The sequence below is a fragment of the Erwinia sp. 009765445 genome (assembly GCF_058137865.1).
Genome location: NZ_JBYUWC010000008.1, coordinates 233,099 through 248,828, shown reverse-complemented (window position 1 = coordinate 248,828; position 15,730 = coordinate 233,099). Strand labels below are relative to the sequence as shown.

General features: G+C 51.8%; 23 protein-coding genes. 6 read left to right on the top strand and 17 right to left on the bottom strand.

What is annotated here, in order from left to right; translation table 11 throughout:
• The first annotated feature begins 377 nt into the window (after nt 1-377).
• Nucleotides 378-932 (top strand): gamma carbonic anhydrase family protein, encoded by a 555-nt coding sequence (locus tag AC3Y5R_RS11365; protein WP_489921404.1) that lies wholly within the window; start codon nt 378-380, stop codon nt 930-932.
• On the opposite strand, the gene AC3Y5R_RS11360 is transcribed toward AC3Y5R_RS11365, so the two are convergent.
• Genes AC3Y5R_RS11360 through dprA form a run of 6 tightly spaced genes read right to left on the bottom strand, consistent with a single transcriptional unit; the run spans nt 908 to nt 4,698 of the window.
• On the bottom strand, nt 908-1,159 hold the full coding sequence (locus tag AC3Y5R_RS11360; RefSeq protein ID WP_489921403.1) for a DUF1488 family protein: 252 nt from the start codon (nt 1,157-1,159) through the stop codon (nt 908-910). The genes AC3Y5R_RS11365 and AC3Y5R_RS11360 overlap by 25 nt on opposite strands.
• Entirely contained in the window at nt 1,156-1,977 is an 822-nt protein-coding gene (aroE, locus tag AC3Y5R_RS11355) for a shikimate dehydrogenase (RefSeq protein WP_489921402.1), read from the bottom strand. The genes AC3Y5R_RS11360 and aroE overlap by 4 nt, the downstream gene beginning before the upstream one ends.
• Nucleotides 1,978-1,982: 5 nt before the next feature.
• Nucleotides 1,983-2,555, bottom strand: a complete 573-nt coding sequence (gene tsaC, locus AC3Y5R_RS11350) for an L-threonylcarbamoyladenylate synthase type 1 TsaC (RefSeq protein ID WP_489921401.1) — start codon at nt 2,553-2,555, stop codon at nt 1,983-1,985.
• Entirely contained in the window at nt 2,545-3,102 is a 558-nt protein-coding gene (locus tag AC3Y5R_RS11345) for a DNA topoisomerase family protein (protein ID WP_489921400.1), read from the bottom strand. The genes tsaC and AC3Y5R_RS11345 overlap by 11 nt, the downstream gene beginning before the upstream one ends.
• Nucleotides 3,103-3,128: 26 nt before the next feature.
• Nucleotides 3,129-3,602 carry a DUF494 family protein Smg gene (smg, locus tag AC3Y5R_RS11340; RefSeq protein WP_158782194.1) on the bottom strand — a complete coding sequence of 158 codons (474 nt, stop codon included), beginning with the start codon at nt 3,600-3,602 and terminating at the stop codon, nt 3,129-3,131.
• Nucleotides 3,574-4,698, bottom strand: coding sequence for a DNA-protecting protein DprA (gene dprA / locus AC3Y5R_RS11335; protein ID WP_489921411.1), 1,125 nt, complete (start codon nt 4,696-4,698; stop codon nt 3,574-3,576). Before dprA ends, smg begins: the two co-directional genes overlap by 29 nt.
• Before the next feature lie 118 nt (nt 4,699-4,816).
• On the opposite strand from dprA, the gene def reads away from it, so the two are divergent.
• The 5 genes from def (at nt 4,817) to mscL (ending at nt 9,596) form a co-directional block, all read left to right on the top strand.
• Nucleotides 4,817-5,326 carry a peptide deformylase gene (gene def, locus AC3Y5R_RS11330; protein ID WP_489921399.1) on the top strand — a complete coding sequence of 170 codons (510 nt, stop codon included), beginning with the start codon at nt 4,817-4,819 and terminating at the stop codon, nt 5,324-5,326.
• A 24-nt stretch (nt 5,327-5,350) separates the two neighbouring features.
• Nucleotides 5,351-6,292: a methionyl-tRNA formyltransferase gene (gene fmt, locus AC3Y5R_RS11325; protein ID WP_489921398.1), complete on the top strand. Its 942-nt coding sequence runs from the start codon at nt 5,351-5,353 to the stop codon at nt 6,290-6,292.
• Nucleotides 6,293-6,340: 48 nt separating this feature from the next.
• Nucleotides 6,341-7,630: a 16S rRNA (cytosine(967)-C(5))-methyltransferase RsmB gene (gene rsmB / locus AC3Y5R_RS11320; protein WP_489921397.1), complete on the top strand. Its 1,290-nt coding sequence runs from the start codon at nt 6,341-6,343 to the stop codon at nt 7,628-7,630.
• 51 nt (nt 7,631-7,681) lie between these two features.
• Nucleotides 7,682-9,058: a Trk system potassium transporter TrkA gene (gene trkA / locus AC3Y5R_RS11315; protein WP_489921396.1), complete on the top strand. Its 1,377-nt coding sequence runs from the start codon at nt 7,682-7,684 to the stop codon at nt 9,056-9,058.
• 127 nt (nt 9,059-9,185) lie between these two features.
• Nucleotides 9,186-9,596: a large-conductance mechanosensitive channel protein MscL gene (gene mscL / locus AC3Y5R_RS11310; RefSeq protein ID WP_489921395.1), complete on the top strand. Its 411-nt coding sequence runs from the start codon at nt 9,186-9,188 to the stop codon at nt 9,594-9,596.
• A 49-nt stretch (nt 9,597-9,645) separates the two neighbouring features.
• Here mscL and AC3Y5R_RS11305 read toward each other — a convergent pair whose 3' ends face one another.
• The 11 genes from AC3Y5R_RS11305 to rplO form a co-directional block, all read right to left on the bottom strand.
• Nucleotides 9,646-9,852, bottom strand: a complete 207-nt coding sequence (locus tag AC3Y5R_RS11305; RefSeq protein ID WP_489921394.1) for an alternative ribosome-rescue factor A — start codon at nt 9,850-9,852, stop codon at nt 9,646-9,648.
• A 55-nt stretch (nt 9,853-9,907) separates the two neighbouring features.
• Nucleotides 9,908-10,330, bottom strand: coding sequence for a Zn(2+)-responsive transcriptional regulator (gene zntR, locus AC3Y5R_RS11300; RefSeq protein WP_489921393.1), 423 nt, complete (start codon nt 10,328-10,330; stop codon nt 9,908-9,910).
• Nucleotides 10,330-10,701, bottom strand: a complete 372-nt coding sequence (locus AC3Y5R_RS11295; protein WP_489921392.1) for a DnaJ family domain-containing protein — start codon at nt 10,699-10,701, stop codon at nt 10,330-10,332. Before AC3Y5R_RS11295 ends, zntR begins: the two co-directional genes overlap by 1 nt.
• A gap of 111 nt (nt 10,702-10,812) precedes the next feature.
• Nucleotides 10,813-11,199, bottom strand: coding sequence for a 50S ribosomal protein L17 (rplQ, locus tag AC3Y5R_RS11290; RefSeq protein ID WP_003850180.1), 387 nt, complete (start codon nt 11,197-11,199; stop codon nt 10,813-10,815).
• A gap of 40 nt (nt 11,200-11,239) precedes the next feature.
• A complete protein-coding gene (locus tag AC3Y5R_RS11285) occupies nt 11,240-12,229 on the bottom strand; it encodes a DNA-directed RNA polymerase subunit alpha (RefSeq protein WP_002919219.1) in 990 nt (329 codons plus the stop codon).
• A gap of 25 nt (nt 12,230-12,254) precedes the next feature.
• A complete protein-coding gene (gene rpsD, locus AC3Y5R_RS11280) occupies nt 12,255-12,875 on the bottom strand; it encodes a 30S ribosomal protein S4 (protein WP_024966594.1) in 621 nt (206 codons plus the stop codon).
• Nucleotides 12,876-12,907: 32 nt separating this feature from the next.
• Nucleotides 12,908-13,297, bottom strand: a complete 390-nt coding sequence (rpsK, locus tag AC3Y5R_RS11275; protein ID WP_034899652.1) for a 30S ribosomal protein S11 — start codon at nt 13,295-13,297, stop codon at nt 12,908-12,910.
• A gap of 16 nt (nt 13,298-13,313) precedes the next feature.
• On the bottom strand, nt 13,314-13,670 hold the full coding sequence (rpsM, locus tag AC3Y5R_RS11270) for a 30S ribosomal protein S13 (RefSeq protein WP_048917626.1): 357 nt from the start codon (nt 13,668-13,670) through the stop codon (nt 13,314-13,316).
• A gap of 136 nt (nt 13,671-13,806) precedes the next feature.
• Entirely contained in the window at nt 13,807-13,923 is a 117-nt protein-coding gene (gene rpmJ, locus AC3Y5R_RS11265; RefSeq protein ID WP_020322760.1) for a 50S ribosomal protein L36, read from the bottom strand.
• 31 nt (nt 13,924-13,954) lie between these two features.
• Nucleotides 13,955-15,286, bottom strand: coding sequence for a preprotein translocase subunit SecY (secY, locus tag AC3Y5R_RS11260; protein ID WP_124233601.1), 1,332 nt, complete (start codon nt 15,284-15,286; stop codon nt 13,955-13,957).
• Nucleotides 15,287-15,293: 7 nt separating this feature from the next.
• Nucleotides 15,294-15,728 carry a 50S ribosomal protein L15 gene (gene rplO / locus AC3Y5R_RS11255; RefSeq protein WP_158782203.1) on the bottom strand — a complete coding sequence of 145 codons (435 nt, stop codon included), beginning with the start codon at nt 15,726-15,728 and terminating at the stop codon, nt 15,294-15,296.
• Nucleotides 15,729-15,730: the final 2 nt, after the last annotated feature.

Here is a 15,730-nt window from a genome sequence, read left to right as displayed (position 1 = left end):
CACAGATTGTCTGATAAATTGTTAAAGAGCGGTGCGACGCAGCGTGGCTGCCTGTCGCGAGGTGGCGTATATTACGCTTTCCTCTTTCAGAGTCAACCTCTTTTTCAGAAGTTTTTCTCCGGAGTTTCAGCTTCCTGAACCTCTCAACCCGGTGGCCTGTAAGCCGTTGTTCCGTGTCGATGGAGGCGCATTATAGGGATCCGGTTTGAGAGCACAAGCCATTTTTTCGATCTTTCCATTCGGTTGCTGGATTTTCACTCTTTACGTTGAGATCTCAGACGATCCGCACAAAATTACCGCATCTTTCATCGCAGATATTGATCGCTACTCCCCTCCAGCACTACGCTTCAGGGATCATGTCTCATAAAGAGGTAGTTATGTCCGTGAATTTACGTCCTTATAAAAATACATATCCGCAGCAAGGTCTGCGGGTGATGGTTGATAGTTCCAGCGTGGTGGTAGGCGATGTCCGGTTAGATGATGACGTCAGCATCTGGCCCCTGGTCGCCATTCGCGGTGATGTGAACCAGGTAATCATTGGCAAGCGCAGCAATATCCAGGATGGAAGCGTTCTTCACGTGACCCACAAATCGGCGGCTAACCCCGAAGGAAATCCGCTAATTGTGGGAGAGGACGTGACAGTAGGACATAAAGCCATGCTCCACGGTTGCAGGATCGGCAATCGCGTGCTGGTCGGTATGGGATCAATTCTGCTGGATGGCGTAATCGTAGAAGATGATGTGATGATTGGTGCCGGTAGCCTGGTTCCACCGGGCAAACGCCTGGCAAGCGGCTACCTCTATTTAGGCAGCCCGGTTAAACAGGTACGCCCGCTGACAGAAGAAGAAATAAGCGGTCTGCTCTACTCGTCCAACAACTATGTCGGCTGGAAGAACGACTATCTGGCTCAGGAAAGCCAGAACCGCCCCTGATCGTCTTCCTGACCTGCTTTAATCACTGCTTCAGCTTCCTCTTCCAGATCCCAGCGATGCTGGCGGAAAAGATCCAGCATTGTTCCTTCTCCCCCAAAACGGCGAATCAATGATTCGCCGCTGACAGCACAGGTAACCTGAAAACCGTTTACCAGCGCAGGGAAACAGACCGCCCCGACCACCTCTCCCCACTCTTCCCGATCGGGGAACTGAATCGCCTGGTTCACGCGCTGAGTTCCGCCTTCAGGATCGCTATCACCGGGGTGATATCAGGAAGTTGACCATGCCATAAAGAGAAAGAGTGGGCGGCCTGCCCCACCAGCATCCCCAGACCATCAGCAAACTGGGTTGCGCCTTGCTGCCTGCACCAACTGAGGAACGGTGTTGGACCGGCCTGATAAAACATATCGTAGCAACGGGAATGCTGGCCGATAAGTGTTGCAGGCAACGCAGGTATATCCCCGCCCACACCGCTGGATGTCGCATTGATGATCAAATCAAAGTGCTCTCCCTCCAACTGATCCATAGCGCAGGCATGGATCCCTCCGGCATGCTGAAAAACATCCGCCAGTAGCTGGGCCTTATGGAGGGTTCGGTTGGTGATCGTCAGGGAACAGCCGAAAGAAAGTAATGGCAGGATCACACCGCGCGCGGCGCCACCAGCTCCTACAAGCAGGATCCGATCGCTTGGTTTGATCAACTTCAGTCTCTCAAGATCCGTCAGCAAGCCAATTCCATCGGTGTTATCCCCCAGCAGGCGGCCATCTTCCAGCTTCTTCAGTGTATTTACTGCGCCAGCCATTGATGCCCGTTGGGTCAGTTCGTCGACCAGCTCCCAGGCTTGTTCTTTAAAAGGCAGAGTTACATTGGCACCGCCACCGCCCTGAGCGAAAAAACCGGCAACTGACCGGGCAAAAGCGTCGACCGGTGCACAGATTCGGTCATAAGGATGAGCGATCCCCATCTGCTCAGCAAACAACTGATGGATGCGTGGCGATTTACTGTGGCCGATCGGATTACCGAACACCGCAAATTGTTGAGTCATTATGGTTATCCCTGACGGATGAGTTCGCCGGTTAAAGCATCGCGAATTTCAGACGGATTGGTCCGCCCTCCTGTTTCTGCCAGCAAAACAGGGAAAGCTTCCCCAAACTGCTGGTGAACTTCTGCCGCGGTCCGGCAGGGGGGTAAAGTAGTCAGATTAGCACTGGTTGAAACCAGCGGCTTATTGACGGCCTGACAGAGTTGCCGGACATCAGAATGATCGCTGACCCGGACCGCCAGAGAATTAAACTGCCCGGTCAACCAGCGGGGAGTGGTTGCACGAGCGGGCACTACCCAGGTCACCGGCCCCGGCCAGCAGCCAAACATGCGCTCTTTTTGCTGCTCAGAAAGCTGAGCATCGTCGAGATAGGGCTGCAGCTGCTGATAATCGGCGGCAATCAGGATCAACCCTTTCTCCACCGGGCGCTGCTTTAATGCCAGCAGTGCCATCACGGCTGATTCATTATCAGGATCGCATCCCAGACCAAAAACAGCCTCAGTAGGATAGGCGATAACCCCCCCCTGCCTGACTTGCTCGACACAAAAATCCAGAGAACCTGGTAAACACTCATTCTTCACTGCTGTTTCCTGCTGTTACTGGCTTACCGCAGGCCTTGCTGGCGCAAAAACGCCTGGCTCCGCGCGCCGTTTTTTTCTCAATCAATAGGGGGAAATGGCAAAACTCACACTCACCCTCGATCGGCGTAAAATTGACAGCAAACTGGCAGTCTGGATAGCGATCGCAGGCGTGAAAATTTTTGCCATAACGTGAACGACGCTGCACGAGTTTGCCCTGCTGACACTGCGGGCAGGCAAGCGTGGTTTCATCCGGCTTGTCGATCAGCTCCGTATGTTCACAACCGGGGTAATTACTGCAGGCGATAAACATCCCATATCGCCCCTGGCGCAGAACCAACTCAGCCTGGCATTCAGGACAGTGCTGGCCTTCCAGGATCTTAACGATATGTCCATCGGACTGATTTTTAAGCGGCCGAATGTAGTCACACTCGGGATAATTTGAGCATCCAAGAAAAGCGCCGTGTTTCCCGGAGCGAATAACCAATTCTGCCCCACATTGGGGGCAGGGTTCATTTTTTCGCACAGCGAAAAGCGCTGTTTTATTCATATGCTTTCATTACACGAAGGGATTCTTCAGTGCACTATTCCTTCATTGACGTCGAAAAGAAGCTCTTCCATTTGCTGGTAGGCGTTTTCACATCCGGGGATGTTGAACAGCACCATCAGCACGACCCATTTGAGATCTTCCAGATCAAACTCGAGGGTATCCAGAGCCATAATACGTTCGATGACCATTTCACGGGTTTCCAGATTCAGCACCTGAATTTGCTCCAGGAACAGAATAAAGCCCCGACAGTTAGCATCTAAACGCTGACTCTCTTCCTCGGTGTAGATACGCATAGACAGCGGATCGGTAGCCAGCAAGATCGGAGCGACGAGGCCGTCCTGATAATCTGCCAGTTTTTCCAACCAGTTCAACGCATTATAGATATCTTCACGATGAAAACCGGCATCGGTTAAGTCATCAGTCAATTTATCCTGATCAACCCGCATTTCTGCTTCGTTGTGGATATACGTTTCAAATAAGTACATTAGTACGTCGAACATGGCTTGCCCTCCTCAATCGGACATAGCCGCCGGGTACAGCTGCGATCCATCCTGCTAACTCCAACTCAAGCAGCTTAGCTACGATGGCTGGCACAGGTTGGCCGGCACGTTCAGCGACGACGTCAACAGGTGTAACCTCATCTCCTACGTTAGCCAACACCTCGGCAAATGGCAATGGAGTATTGCCCTGCGAGGCAGAATATATTGTTGATTTTTGCGAGGCGGGAAGCCATTTGAGGTCACTTTGCAACTGTTCAAGGATAGAATTGGGGTGTGCAGTTAATAAAGCCCCCTGCTGAATCAACCAGTGGGTTCCTTCACTGCCCGGGTTACCTATTGCGCCAGGCAAGGCATAGACATCGCGATTCTGCTCCAGTGCCAGTTTGGCTGTCACCAGCGAACCGCTCTTCAAGGCCGCTTCCACCACCAATACGCCCATACTCAGGCCACTAATGATCCGGTTGCGATGTGGGAAATTCCCTGCCAGCGGCCGGGCCTGTAGGGCAAATTCAGAAATCACCGCGCCACCACTGGCAACGATCTCCTCTGCTAATGAACAGTGCCGCCGTGGATAGATATGGTCCAGTCCACTGCCTAAAACTGCCAGCGTTTTCCCCCCAACCTCCAGCGCAGCCCGATGTGCAATACCGTCGATGCCGGTCGCCAGGCCGCTGGTGATGGTTATTCCATTCAGGGCCAACGCTTGTGCGAAGAAGGTTCCCCAATTCCGACCATAGTGAGAACAATCCCTGCTGCCCACGATGGCAATTTGCGGCGTGAGCAGCTGGTCGGGGTCGCCATCAACAAAAAGGAGAATGGGAAATTGGGAGATGCTTCTCAGCCGCTCCGGGTAAGACGGGCTGGCAAAAGTCAACAGATGATGTTGAGGGTGTTCAAGCCAAAGTAACGTCCGGGCAATAACTTCGCTATCACTCTGCAGGAAGGCTGTCGCCTGTTCCGGATTCAGCCCGACATATTTCAGCTCTTTCGCCCCCACGCGGTCCAATTGCTCCAGCGAGCTGACGATCTGCAAATAGTGCTGACTTTGTAATTTTTTTACCCCTGACAGGCGTAACCAAATCTCCGCTGGCGTCATCATACAATCCTTGTGGTGGCCCATGGCTAACGTAGCGGGAATGCTGTCAATCGCGGCCCGAAATGTCTACAATAAGAGAAATAAATATCTCATCCCTTGAACACAGATCTGGAAAGTTATGTCAGTTTTGCAGGTATTACATTTTCCTGACGATCGCTTGCGCATCGTCGCGAAACCCGTAAAAGAAGTGAATGCCGGAATTCAGCGTATCGTCGATGATATGTTCGAAACCATGTACGCCGAAGAGGGTATCGGGCTGGCGGCAACGCAGGTCGATATTCATCAGCGCATTATCGTGATTGACGTTTCTGAAAATCGCGACGAACGCCTGGTTCTTATCAATCCGGAAATGCTCGAAAAAAGCGGTGAAACCGGTATTGAAGAAGGTTGTCTGTCTATTCCTGAGCAACGTGCGCTGGTTCCTCGCGCAGAGAAAGTTAAAATCCGCGCTTTGGATCGCGAAGGCAACACTTACGAGCTGGAAGCCGATGGCCTGCTGGCTATTTGTATTCAGCACGAGATGGATCACCTGGTTGGTAAACTCTTTATCGATTACCTGTCGCCTATGAAACGTCAGCGCATTCGTCAGAAGCTGGAAAAACTCTATCGCCAGAATGCTCGGGACTGATGAGCCTCTAAATAAGGGAACAGCGTGTCCGACTTAAATATTATCTTTGCCGGCACTCCTGACTTTGCAGCGCGTCATCTGGACGCGCTGTTGTCATCCAGCCACAATGTGGTAGGGGTATTTACCCAGCCAGACCGGCCCGCCGGTCGCGGGAATAAGCTGACGGCAAGCCCGGTCAAGCAGTTGGCAGAACAGCACAACATCCCCGTTTTCCAGCCTAAATCTTTGCGTCCGGAAGAAAACCAGCAGCTGATTGCCAGTCTGAATGCCGATGTAATGGTGGTTGTCGCCTACGGGTTAATCCTCCCTGCTCCGGTGCTGGCTATGCCGCGCCTGGGCTGCATCAATGTGCATGGGTCCCTGCTGCCGAAATGGCGGGGTGCTGCACCTATCCAGCGTTCGCTCTGGGCGGGGGACAGCGAAACCGGCGTTACTATCATGCAGATGGATGTCGGTCTGGATACCGGCGACATGCTGCACAAACTGGCTTGCCCGATAGAACCGGAAGACACCAGCGCCTCTTTGTATAACAAACTGGCGGAGTTAGGACCGGCGGGCATGCTGGCTACGCTGGAGCAACTTGCGGCCGGGACGGCGAAGCCTGAAGTGCAGGATGAAGCACTGGTCAGCTACGCGGAAAAACTCAGTAAAGAAGAAGCGAAGCTCGACTGGTCGCTTTCTGCTGCACAGCTTGAACGCTGCATCCGGGCGTTCAATCCGTGGCCGGTCAGCTATTTCACTGTTGAAGATCAGCCGGTCAAGGTCTGGAAAGCCTCCGTCCAGCCCCATGTTGACAGCGAGCAAGGTGAAATCGTGCAGGCTGACAAGCGCGGTATTCAGGTGGCCACCGCAAATGGCGTGCTGGTGCTTGAAGAGCTACAGCCTGCAGGCAAAAAGGCCATGAAGGCCCAGGACCTGCTTAATTCCCGCCGTGACTGGTTCATCCCCGGCAATATTCTTGCCTGATATTTTGCCCGGCGTAACGCCGGGTGACTTTTGACTTGCGATAGCTCAATGAAAAAAAATACCAACTTGCGCGCTCTGGCAGCCCAGACTATTGAGAAAGTGGTCGAACAGGGACAGTCGCTGAGCAACGTGCTGCCTGCGGCACAGAAACTCCTGGCAGATAAAGATTCCTCCCTGCTGCAGGAACTTTGTTATGGCGTTCTCCGCACGCTGCCCCAGCTGGAATGGATCATCAGCCAGCTGATGGAGCGGCCGATGACCGGCAAGCAGCGCTCGATCCATTTCCTGATTATGGTCGGCCTGTATCAGCTGATGTTCACCCGCATTCCAGCCCATGCCGCATTGGCAGAAACGGTGGAAGGTGCCGTTGCCCTTAAGCGCCCGCAGTTGAAAGGTTTAATCAACGGCGTACTGCGTCAGTTCCAGCGTAAGCAGGAAGAGTTGATGCAGGCAATGAACGAAGGCGACCAGAAACACCTGCATCCCAAATGGCTGCTTGAGCGCCTTAAGCGTGCCTGGCCAGAACAGTGGCAACACATTGTGGATGCCAACAACCAGCGCCCTCCAATGTGGCTGCGCGTCAATCGCCAACACCATACCCGCGATGCGTGGATGGAACTGCTTGAAGCAGTGAGGAAAAATGCAGAGCCCCATCCGGTCCACCCTGATGCTCTGAGGCTGGAAGTTCCGTGCGCGGTCACTCAGCTTCCCGGTTTCGATCAGGGCTGGGTGACGGTGCAGGATGCCTCTGCCCAGGGCTGCGTGGCTCTGCTCTCTCCACAGGATAACGAATCGATCCTCGACTTATGTGCTGCTCCCGGTGGGAAAACAACTCATATCCTTGAAGCTGCACCTAAGGCACGTGTGATGGCAGTTGATATTGATGCTCAGCGCCTGTCGCGAATCGGCGAAAATCTTCAGCGCCTGAACATGAGTGCAGAAGTAAAACTGGGCGATGGCACTACTCCTGAGAAATGGTGTGGTGACACTCAGTTTGACCGTATTCTGCTGGATGCCCCCTGCTCCGCAACGGGGGTGATTCGTCGCCACCCTGATATTAAATGGCTGCGCCGCGACCGTGATATTGCCGAACTTGCATCGCTTCAGCAGCAGATCCTCGAGGCTATCTGGCCACACCTTAAGCCGGGCGGCACGCTACTGTATGCCACATGCTCAATTCTGCCGGAAGAGAACCATCTGCAGATTGCTGCTTTCCTGCAGCGCCATGGTGATGCGAATCTGCAGGAAACAGGCAACGCCGTAAAACCAGGCCTGCAGGTCTTCCCCGATCCGAAAGGCGGTGATGGTTTCTATTACGCGAAACTGGTAAAAAAATAGATGCTCAGGCCAGTCTTCCGGCCTTTTCTGAACCCTTAAAGCAGGCTGCCGATGAAAATAATCATTCTTGGCGCTGGCCAGGTGGGCGGCACGCTTGCCGAAAACCTGGTTGGTGAAAACAACGACATTACCGTAGTCGACACGAATGCTATTCGTCTGCGTCAGTTGCAGGACAAATTCGATTTGCGCGTGGTACAGGGACATGGTTCACACCCGCGTGTGCTACGGGAAGCCGGTGCAGAAGATGCGGATATGCTGGTCGCGGTCACCAATTCCGATGAAACCAACATGGTGGCCTGCCAGGTTGCCTATTCCTTATTCAATACACCGAACCGCATTGCCCGTATCCGTGCTCCCGACTATATCCGCGATGCGGAAAAGCTGTTTATCCCTGAAGCCGTACCGATTGACCATCTGATCTCTCCTGAGCAGCTGGTTATCGATAACATTTATCGCCTGATCGAATATCCTGGGGCGCTGCAGGTCGTTAATTTTGCTGAAGGTAAAGTCAGCCTCGCGGTAGTAAAGGCCTATTATGGCGGCCCACTGGTGGGTAATGCCCTGTCGGTCATGCGCGAGCATATGCCGCATATTGATACCCGCGTCGCCGCCATATTCCGTCAGGATCGTCCGATACGCCCGCAAGGATCGACCATTGTTGAAGCTGGCGATGAAGTGTTCTTTATTGCGGCCAGCCAGCATATCAGGGCCGTCATGAGTGAATACCAGCGTCTTGAGAGACCTTACAAACGCATCATGATTGTCGGCGGAGGCAATATTGGTTCCGGCCTTGCGCAGCGGTTGGAAAAGAACTACAGCGTGAAGCTGATCGAGCGCGATCAACAACGTGCCGCCGAGCTGGCAGAAGTGCTGCAGAATACCATTGTATTTTACGGCGATGCCTCGGATCAGGAGTTGCTGGCGGAGGAGCATATCGATCAAATCGATCTGTTTATTGCCATCACCAACGATGATGAAGCCAACATCATGTCAGCAATGCTGGCCAAGAAGATGGGGGCCAAGAAGGTGATGGTATTGATCCAGCGTAAAGCCTATGTTGATCTTGTTCAGGGCAGCGTGATTGATATCGCTATTTCGCCGCAGCAGGCCACCATTTCTGCCCTGCTGGGCCACGTCCGTAAGGCTGATATTGTTGGCGTATCTTCTCTGCGTCGCGGAGTGGCAGAAGCCATTGAGGCCATTGCTCATGGTGATGAAACGACCTCCCGCGTGGTGGGCAGGCAGATTGATGATATTAAACTACCGCCAGGCACGATTATCGGTGCAGTAGTGCGCGGTGATGATGTCATGATCGCCAATGACAATCTGCGCATTGAGCAGGGAGATCACGTCATCATGTTCCTGACGGATAAAAAATTCGTTCCCGATGTTGAACGCCTGTTCCAGCCAAGTCCTTTCTTCCTTTAATTAGCCATGGGCGGCCTTTACACGCCCATGACTTTACCCCCCGATAATTTGAATTATTCCGCAAACCCAATGGAAAAAGCCCGATCGTTTGTTAAACTTAGCAATTGGCACAGGAAAGGAGATAACAATGAGTTTATTCAAAGAGTTTCGCGATTTCGCGATGCGCGGCAATGTTGTCGACCTGGCGGTCGGTGTCATTATCGGGGCAGCATTCGGTAAAATCGTGTCTTCCCTGGTGGCAAATATTATTATGCCACCCCTGGGATTATTGATCGGGGGCGTAGACTTTAAATCTTTCAGTTGGGTACTAAAACCAGCTGAAGGTACCACTCCGGCAGTGGTAATGCAGTATGGTGTATTTATTCAGACCATTTTTGACTTTGTTATCGTGGCCTTCGCCATCTTCATGGCGATCAAACTGATGAACAAGCTCTACAAGAAAAAAGAAGTGGAAAAACCAGCGCCAAAACCTACTGCCGAAGAGACATTGTTGACCGAAATCCGCGATCTGCTAAAGCAGCAGAACGGCCAACCTTAATCAATCTCTTCAGAACTGATACAGAAAACCGCCCCGGAGGCGGTTTTTTTTATGCTATTAAAAGAAGAAGGCCAGTAGTAAAGCTGTCTTTACCACTGGCCTCCAGGTTGCTTTTCTTAGCGTGTTTATCTTTCCGTCGGTAGCTGCCCTTACCTTTTACATTCGCTTCGATCCTGACTTTGAACAGCGGATCGTGCAACAGTGCTTCGATCGCATTATCCCGGATAATGCCTTTCTTGTGTTGGTAACCTGACATGATAGCTTCCTGTGGTTGATGGTCGCGATGAATATAGAACTGAATCTGCCAAAGATCAATCTGCTGCCGGGGCAAGGGCTCCTTTTTCCAGAGCTTCAAGAATGGAACAGTAAACGCTGCTGTGAGCAGTGCCACAACAGGCATCATTCAGCCTGCGTAGCGAACGCTGCATATGCTGCAATTCAGCAATCATGCTCTCCACTTCAAGCAGCCGCTCCTGAACAATCGTTTTAGATTCCTGACAGGTGTGATGTTCCGGATCGACTCGTATCGACAGCAGTTCACGAATAGCCTCAAGGCTGAATCCAAGTTGTCTGCCATAACGGATAAATTTAAGTCGCTGCAGATCGTTGTCGCTGTAAAGACGAAAGCCACCTTCGGTACGGAACTCATGCTCCATCATCTGCTGCTTTTCATAGTAGCGGATGGTATCAGGCGTGACGTCTGCAAGTTTAGCCAGCTGGCCAATTTTATACATTACTCTTCTCCGCTGAAGCGCTGGTGCAGGCGAGAGGCATATCCACCCTGCAGAAAATCGGTGCTCATTCCGGCCTGTCGTAACTTAATCGTCAGCAGGGTAAGACGCTTTGACTGCAGAGCATACTGTTCATCCTGCGGATCGATACCGGCCAGCAGCTCGTTCAGCTCAATAGCTTCGCGCCTCATCTCCAGTTCAGGGGGAAGAAAGCCAGAGTTTTTCATTAACCTGTAGGCGGCACGCAGCTCCTCTGGAACATGACTGTCGTCATCCAGTTTGAGCTTTTTTCCGCTGCCGGGCAGGTTATTGAACTCACCGTTTTTTTGCGCTTCGGAAATATGCTGTTCTACCAGTTGGTCAATTAACCACATAGCGACCTCACGGAAGGGACGGGAGAAAACAGGATAGCGCGAAGAGGAGGAGAGGGGAATTTCAGAGATAAAAAAACCGGGCTGAGCCCGGTTTTTCCAAAGTGCAACAGATTACTCTGCTGCAGCTTCTGCTTGAGCTTCTGGACGATCAACCAGCTCGATGTAAGCCATCGGAGCGTTGTCACCAGCGCGGAAGCCACACTTCAAAATGCGAGTGTAACCACCGGCACGGCTCGCGAAACGCGGGCCCAGCTCGTTAAACAGTTTTGCCACGATCTCGTTATCACGAGTACGGGCGAATGCCAGACGACGATTAGCTACGCTGTCGGTCTTGGCAAGAGTAATCAGCGGCTCAACTACACGACGCAGCTCTTTCGCTTTTGGCAGGGTCGTCTTGATGATCTCATGACGAACCAAAGAGCCAGCCATGTTGCGGAACATAGCCTGACGATGGCTGCTGTTGCGGTTCAGTTGACGACCACTCTTACGATGGCGCATGACCTTATCCTTCTCAGTGAAACCTTAACCTGTGATCGGGTTATTCATCAGCGATGCTAGCGGGCGGCCAGTTTTCCAGGCGCATGCCCAGAGACAGACCACGAGAAGCCAGCACGTCTTTAATCTCGGTAAGAGATTTTTTACCAAGGTTAGGCGTTTTAAGCAGCTCAACCTCGGTACGCTGTACCAGATCACCGATGTAGTGGATAGCTTCTGCCTTAAGGCAGTTAGCAGAGCGGACAGTCAATTCCAGATCGTCAACAGGGCGCAGCAGGATCGGATCGAATTCTGGTTTCTCTTCTTTCACTTCCGGCTGACGTACATCACGTAAGTCAACGAAAGCTTCCAGTTGTTCTGCCAGGATAGTAGCCGCACGGCGGATCGCTTCTTCAGGATCGATAGTGCCGTTGGTTTCCATTTCGATGACCAGCTTGTCCAGGTCGGTACGCTGTTCTACACGCGCTGCTTCAACATTGTAGGCAATACGCTCTACAGGGCTGTAACAGGCGTCGACCAACAGACGACCGATCGGGCGCTCATCTTCTTCCGAATGAATTCGGGCAGAAGCCGGCACATAACCACGACCTCGCTGAACTTTGATACGCATGCTGATAGCCGCGTTCTCATCGGTCAGGTGGCAGATCACGTGCTGCGGCTTGACGATTTCGACATCACCATCATGGGTGATATCGGCTGCAGTCACAGGGCCAATGCCAGATTTATTCAGAGTAAGAATAACTTCGTCTTTCCCCTGAACTCTTACCGCCAGCCCTTTCAGGTTGAGCAGGATTTCCAGGATATCTTCCTGTACGCCCTCTTTGGTGCTGTACTCGTGCAGTACACCATCAATTTCAACCTCGGTCACCGCGCAACCCGGCATTGATGAAAGCAGAATACGGCGCAGTGCGTTACCAAGAGTATGGCCAAAGCCACGCTCTAAAGGCTCAAGGGTCACCTTGGCGTGCGTCGAACTCACTTGCTCGATATCTACCAGGCGCGGTTTTAGAAACTCTGTCACAGAACCCTGCATTGTGTCCTCTCTTTGGTACTAAGCTTTACTTGGAGTAAAGCTCGACGATCAGGTGTTCGTTAATGTCCGCAGACAGATCGGTACGTTCAGGAATACGTTTGAACACACCTTCCATCTTAGTTGCATCAACTTCCAGCCAGGTTGGCTTTTCACGCTGTTCAGCCAGCTCCAGAGCGGCTTTCACGCGAGACTGCTTTTTGGCTTTCTCACGGATGCTAACAACGTCATTCGGAGTTACCTGATAAGAAGCGATGCTAACAACGCGGCCATTTACCATGATGGATTTGTGGCTAACCAGCTGACGTGCTTCTGCACGAGTGGCACCAAAGCCCATACGATAAACTACGTTATCCAGACGACCTTCCAGCAGAGCTAACAGGTTTTCACCGGTGTTGCCTTTCAGACGTGCAGCTTCTTTGTAATAGTTACGGAACTGACGCTCCAGCACGCCGTACATACGACGAACTTTTTGCTTTTCACGTAACTGTACGCCATAGTCAGACAGACGCGGTTTACGCGCACCGTGCTGGCCAGGAGCTTGTTCAATCTTACACTTGGTATCAATCGCGCGAACGCCAGACTTCAGGAAGAGGTCTGTACCTTCGCGACGGCTCAGCTTGAGCTTAGGACCCAAATATCTTGCCATTTTCTTTCTCCAACATTCCTAAAAAACGGGCGTTATACGCGACGTTTTTTCGGCGGACGACAACCGTTGTGAGGGATCGGAGTCACATCAGTAATATTCGTGATGCGGAAACCAGCAGCGTTCAGAGCACGAATCGTTGATTCGCGGCCTGGACCTGGACCCTTAACCATAACTTCCAGGTTCTTAATACCGTACTCTTTCACGGCGTCTGCGCAACGTTCTGCAGCAACCTGTGCAGCGAACGGCGTAGATTTACGAGAACCACGGAAACCGGAACCACCGGCTGTTGCCCAACCCAGCGCATTACCCTGACGATCGGTAATAGTTACGATGGTGTTGTTGAAAGACGCATGGACATGAGCCACGCCATCAGAGACTTGCTTTCTTACACGCTTACGTGCACGAACTGGTGCCTTTGCCATTATTCAATCACCCCGATTATTTCTTGATCGGTTTACGCGGACCCTTGCGGGTACGTGCGTTGGTCTTGGTACGCTGACCGCGCACTGGAAGACCACGACGATGACGTAAACCACGATAGCAGCCAAGGTCCATCAGACGCTTGATGCTCAGGGTGACTTCACGACGCAGATCGCCTTCAACAACAAACTTTGCAACTGCATCACGCAGAATGTCGATTTGTTCTTCAGACAGCTCACTGATCTTAACATTTTCAGCGATGCCCGTTGATGCACAGATAGCCTGTGAACGGGTTTTGCCGATACCGAAAATAGCAGTTAATGCAATTACGGTATGTTTATGATCAGGAATGTTAATGCCTGCTATACGGGCCACTATGCACTCCTATTTAATTACTTATGCGTCCCATGCCGAAAAGCCCGTTTTCAGGATACTCAAATGGAAACGCATAGACATACAAAAGATTGGCTGGCTAATCTAGCCAGCTCAACCCGACTTTGCAAGAAAAATATTAGCCCTGGCGCTGTTTATGCTTAGGCTCGGCGCTGCAAATCACACGTACGACACCATCACGACGGACGATTTTGCAGTTACGACATAATTTCTTGACGGAAGCACGAACTTTCATTTTTACTCTCCGTAACTTCTCAAGCGCCTGATTAACGGCCGTAGCCTTTCAGGTTTGCTTTCTTCAATGCAGACTCATATTGACTGGACATCATCAGAGTTTGCACTTGAGCCATAAAGTCCATGATGACAACGACTACGATCAGCAGTGAGGTACCGCCGAAGTAGAATGGAACTTTCATCGCATCACGCATGAACTCCGGGATCAGGCAAATAAAGGTAATGTATAGCGCACCAACTAAAGTCAGGCGGGTCATTACTTTATCGATATACTTCGCCGTCTGTTCTCCCGGACGAATACCTGGTACAAATGCACCAGACTTCTTCAGGTTATCTGCTGTTTCACGCGGGTTGAAGACCAACGCCGTGTAGAAGAAACAGAAGAAGATGATTGCAGTCGCATAGAGTAGCACATAAAGCGGTTGTCCGGGCTGCAAATACATTGAAATTGTAGTCAGCCAGTTCCAACCGGTACCGCCCCCGAACCATGACGCGATGGTCGCCGGGAACAGAATGATGCTGGAAGCAAAGATTGCTGGGATAACCCCGGCCATGTTCACTTTCAACGGTAAATGTGTGCTCTGCGCAGCATAGACACGACGGCCTTGCTGACGTTTCGCATAGTTCACCACAATGCGGCGTTGACCACGCTCAACGAAAACAACGAAGAAGGTCACTGCAAATACGAGAACTGCAACCAACAGTAACAGGAGGAAGTGCAGGTCGCCTTGCCGCGCTTGCTCGATAGTATGGCCAATGGCCGGCGGCAGACCCGCAACAATACCAGCGAAGATAATGATTGAGATACCGTTACCGATACCTCGCTCAGTAATCTGTTCACCCAGCCACATCAGGAACATGGTTCCGGTGACAAGGCTGACAACAGCGGTAAAGTAGAAGGCAAAGCCTGGATTTAACACCAGGCCCTGCATTCCAGGCATATTCGGTAAACCGGTAGCAATACCGATAGACTGAAAAATACCCAGTACCAGAGTACCGTAACGGGTGTACTGGCTAATCTTACGACGGCCAGCCTCCCCTTCTTTCTTAATTTCTGCTAACGCTGGATGAACCACCGTCAGCAGCTGGATAATAATAGAGGCCGAAATATACGGCATAATACCCAGGGCAAAGATAGAAGCACGGCTCAGTGCACCACCAGAGAACATGTTAAACATTTCAATGATGGTGCCACGCTGTTGCTCAAGCAGTTTGGCAAGTACAGTGGCATCGATACCAGGGATTGGAATAAAAGAACCAATGCGGAAAACAATCAGCGCACCAATAACAAACAAAAGTCTGCGTTTCAGTTCGCCAAAACCACCCTTGGCACTTTGAAAATCTAATCCCGGTTGCTTAGCCATCTGCTACTTATTCCTCAATTTTACCGCCAGCAGCTTCGATTGCAGCACGAGCGCCTTTAGTGACACGCAGACCGCGAACCGTTACCGGTGCAGAGACTTCGCCAGACAGAATAACTTTAGCGAATTCAATCTGAATACCGATAATGTTGGCTGCTTTCAGCGTGTTCAGGTCGACGATACCGCCTTCAACTTTCGCCAGGTCAGACAGACGCACTTCTGCGGTTACTGCTGCTTTGCGAGAGGTGAAACCGAATTTCGGTAGACGACGGTACAGAGGCATCTGACCACCTTCGAACCCGCGACGTACGCCACCGCCAGAACGAGAGTTCTGACCTTTGTGACCACGACCACCGGTTTTACCGAGGCCAGAACCGATACCACGACCCAGACGTTTAGTCGCGTGCTTAGACCCTTCGGCCGGAGACAGAGTATTTAAACGCATCT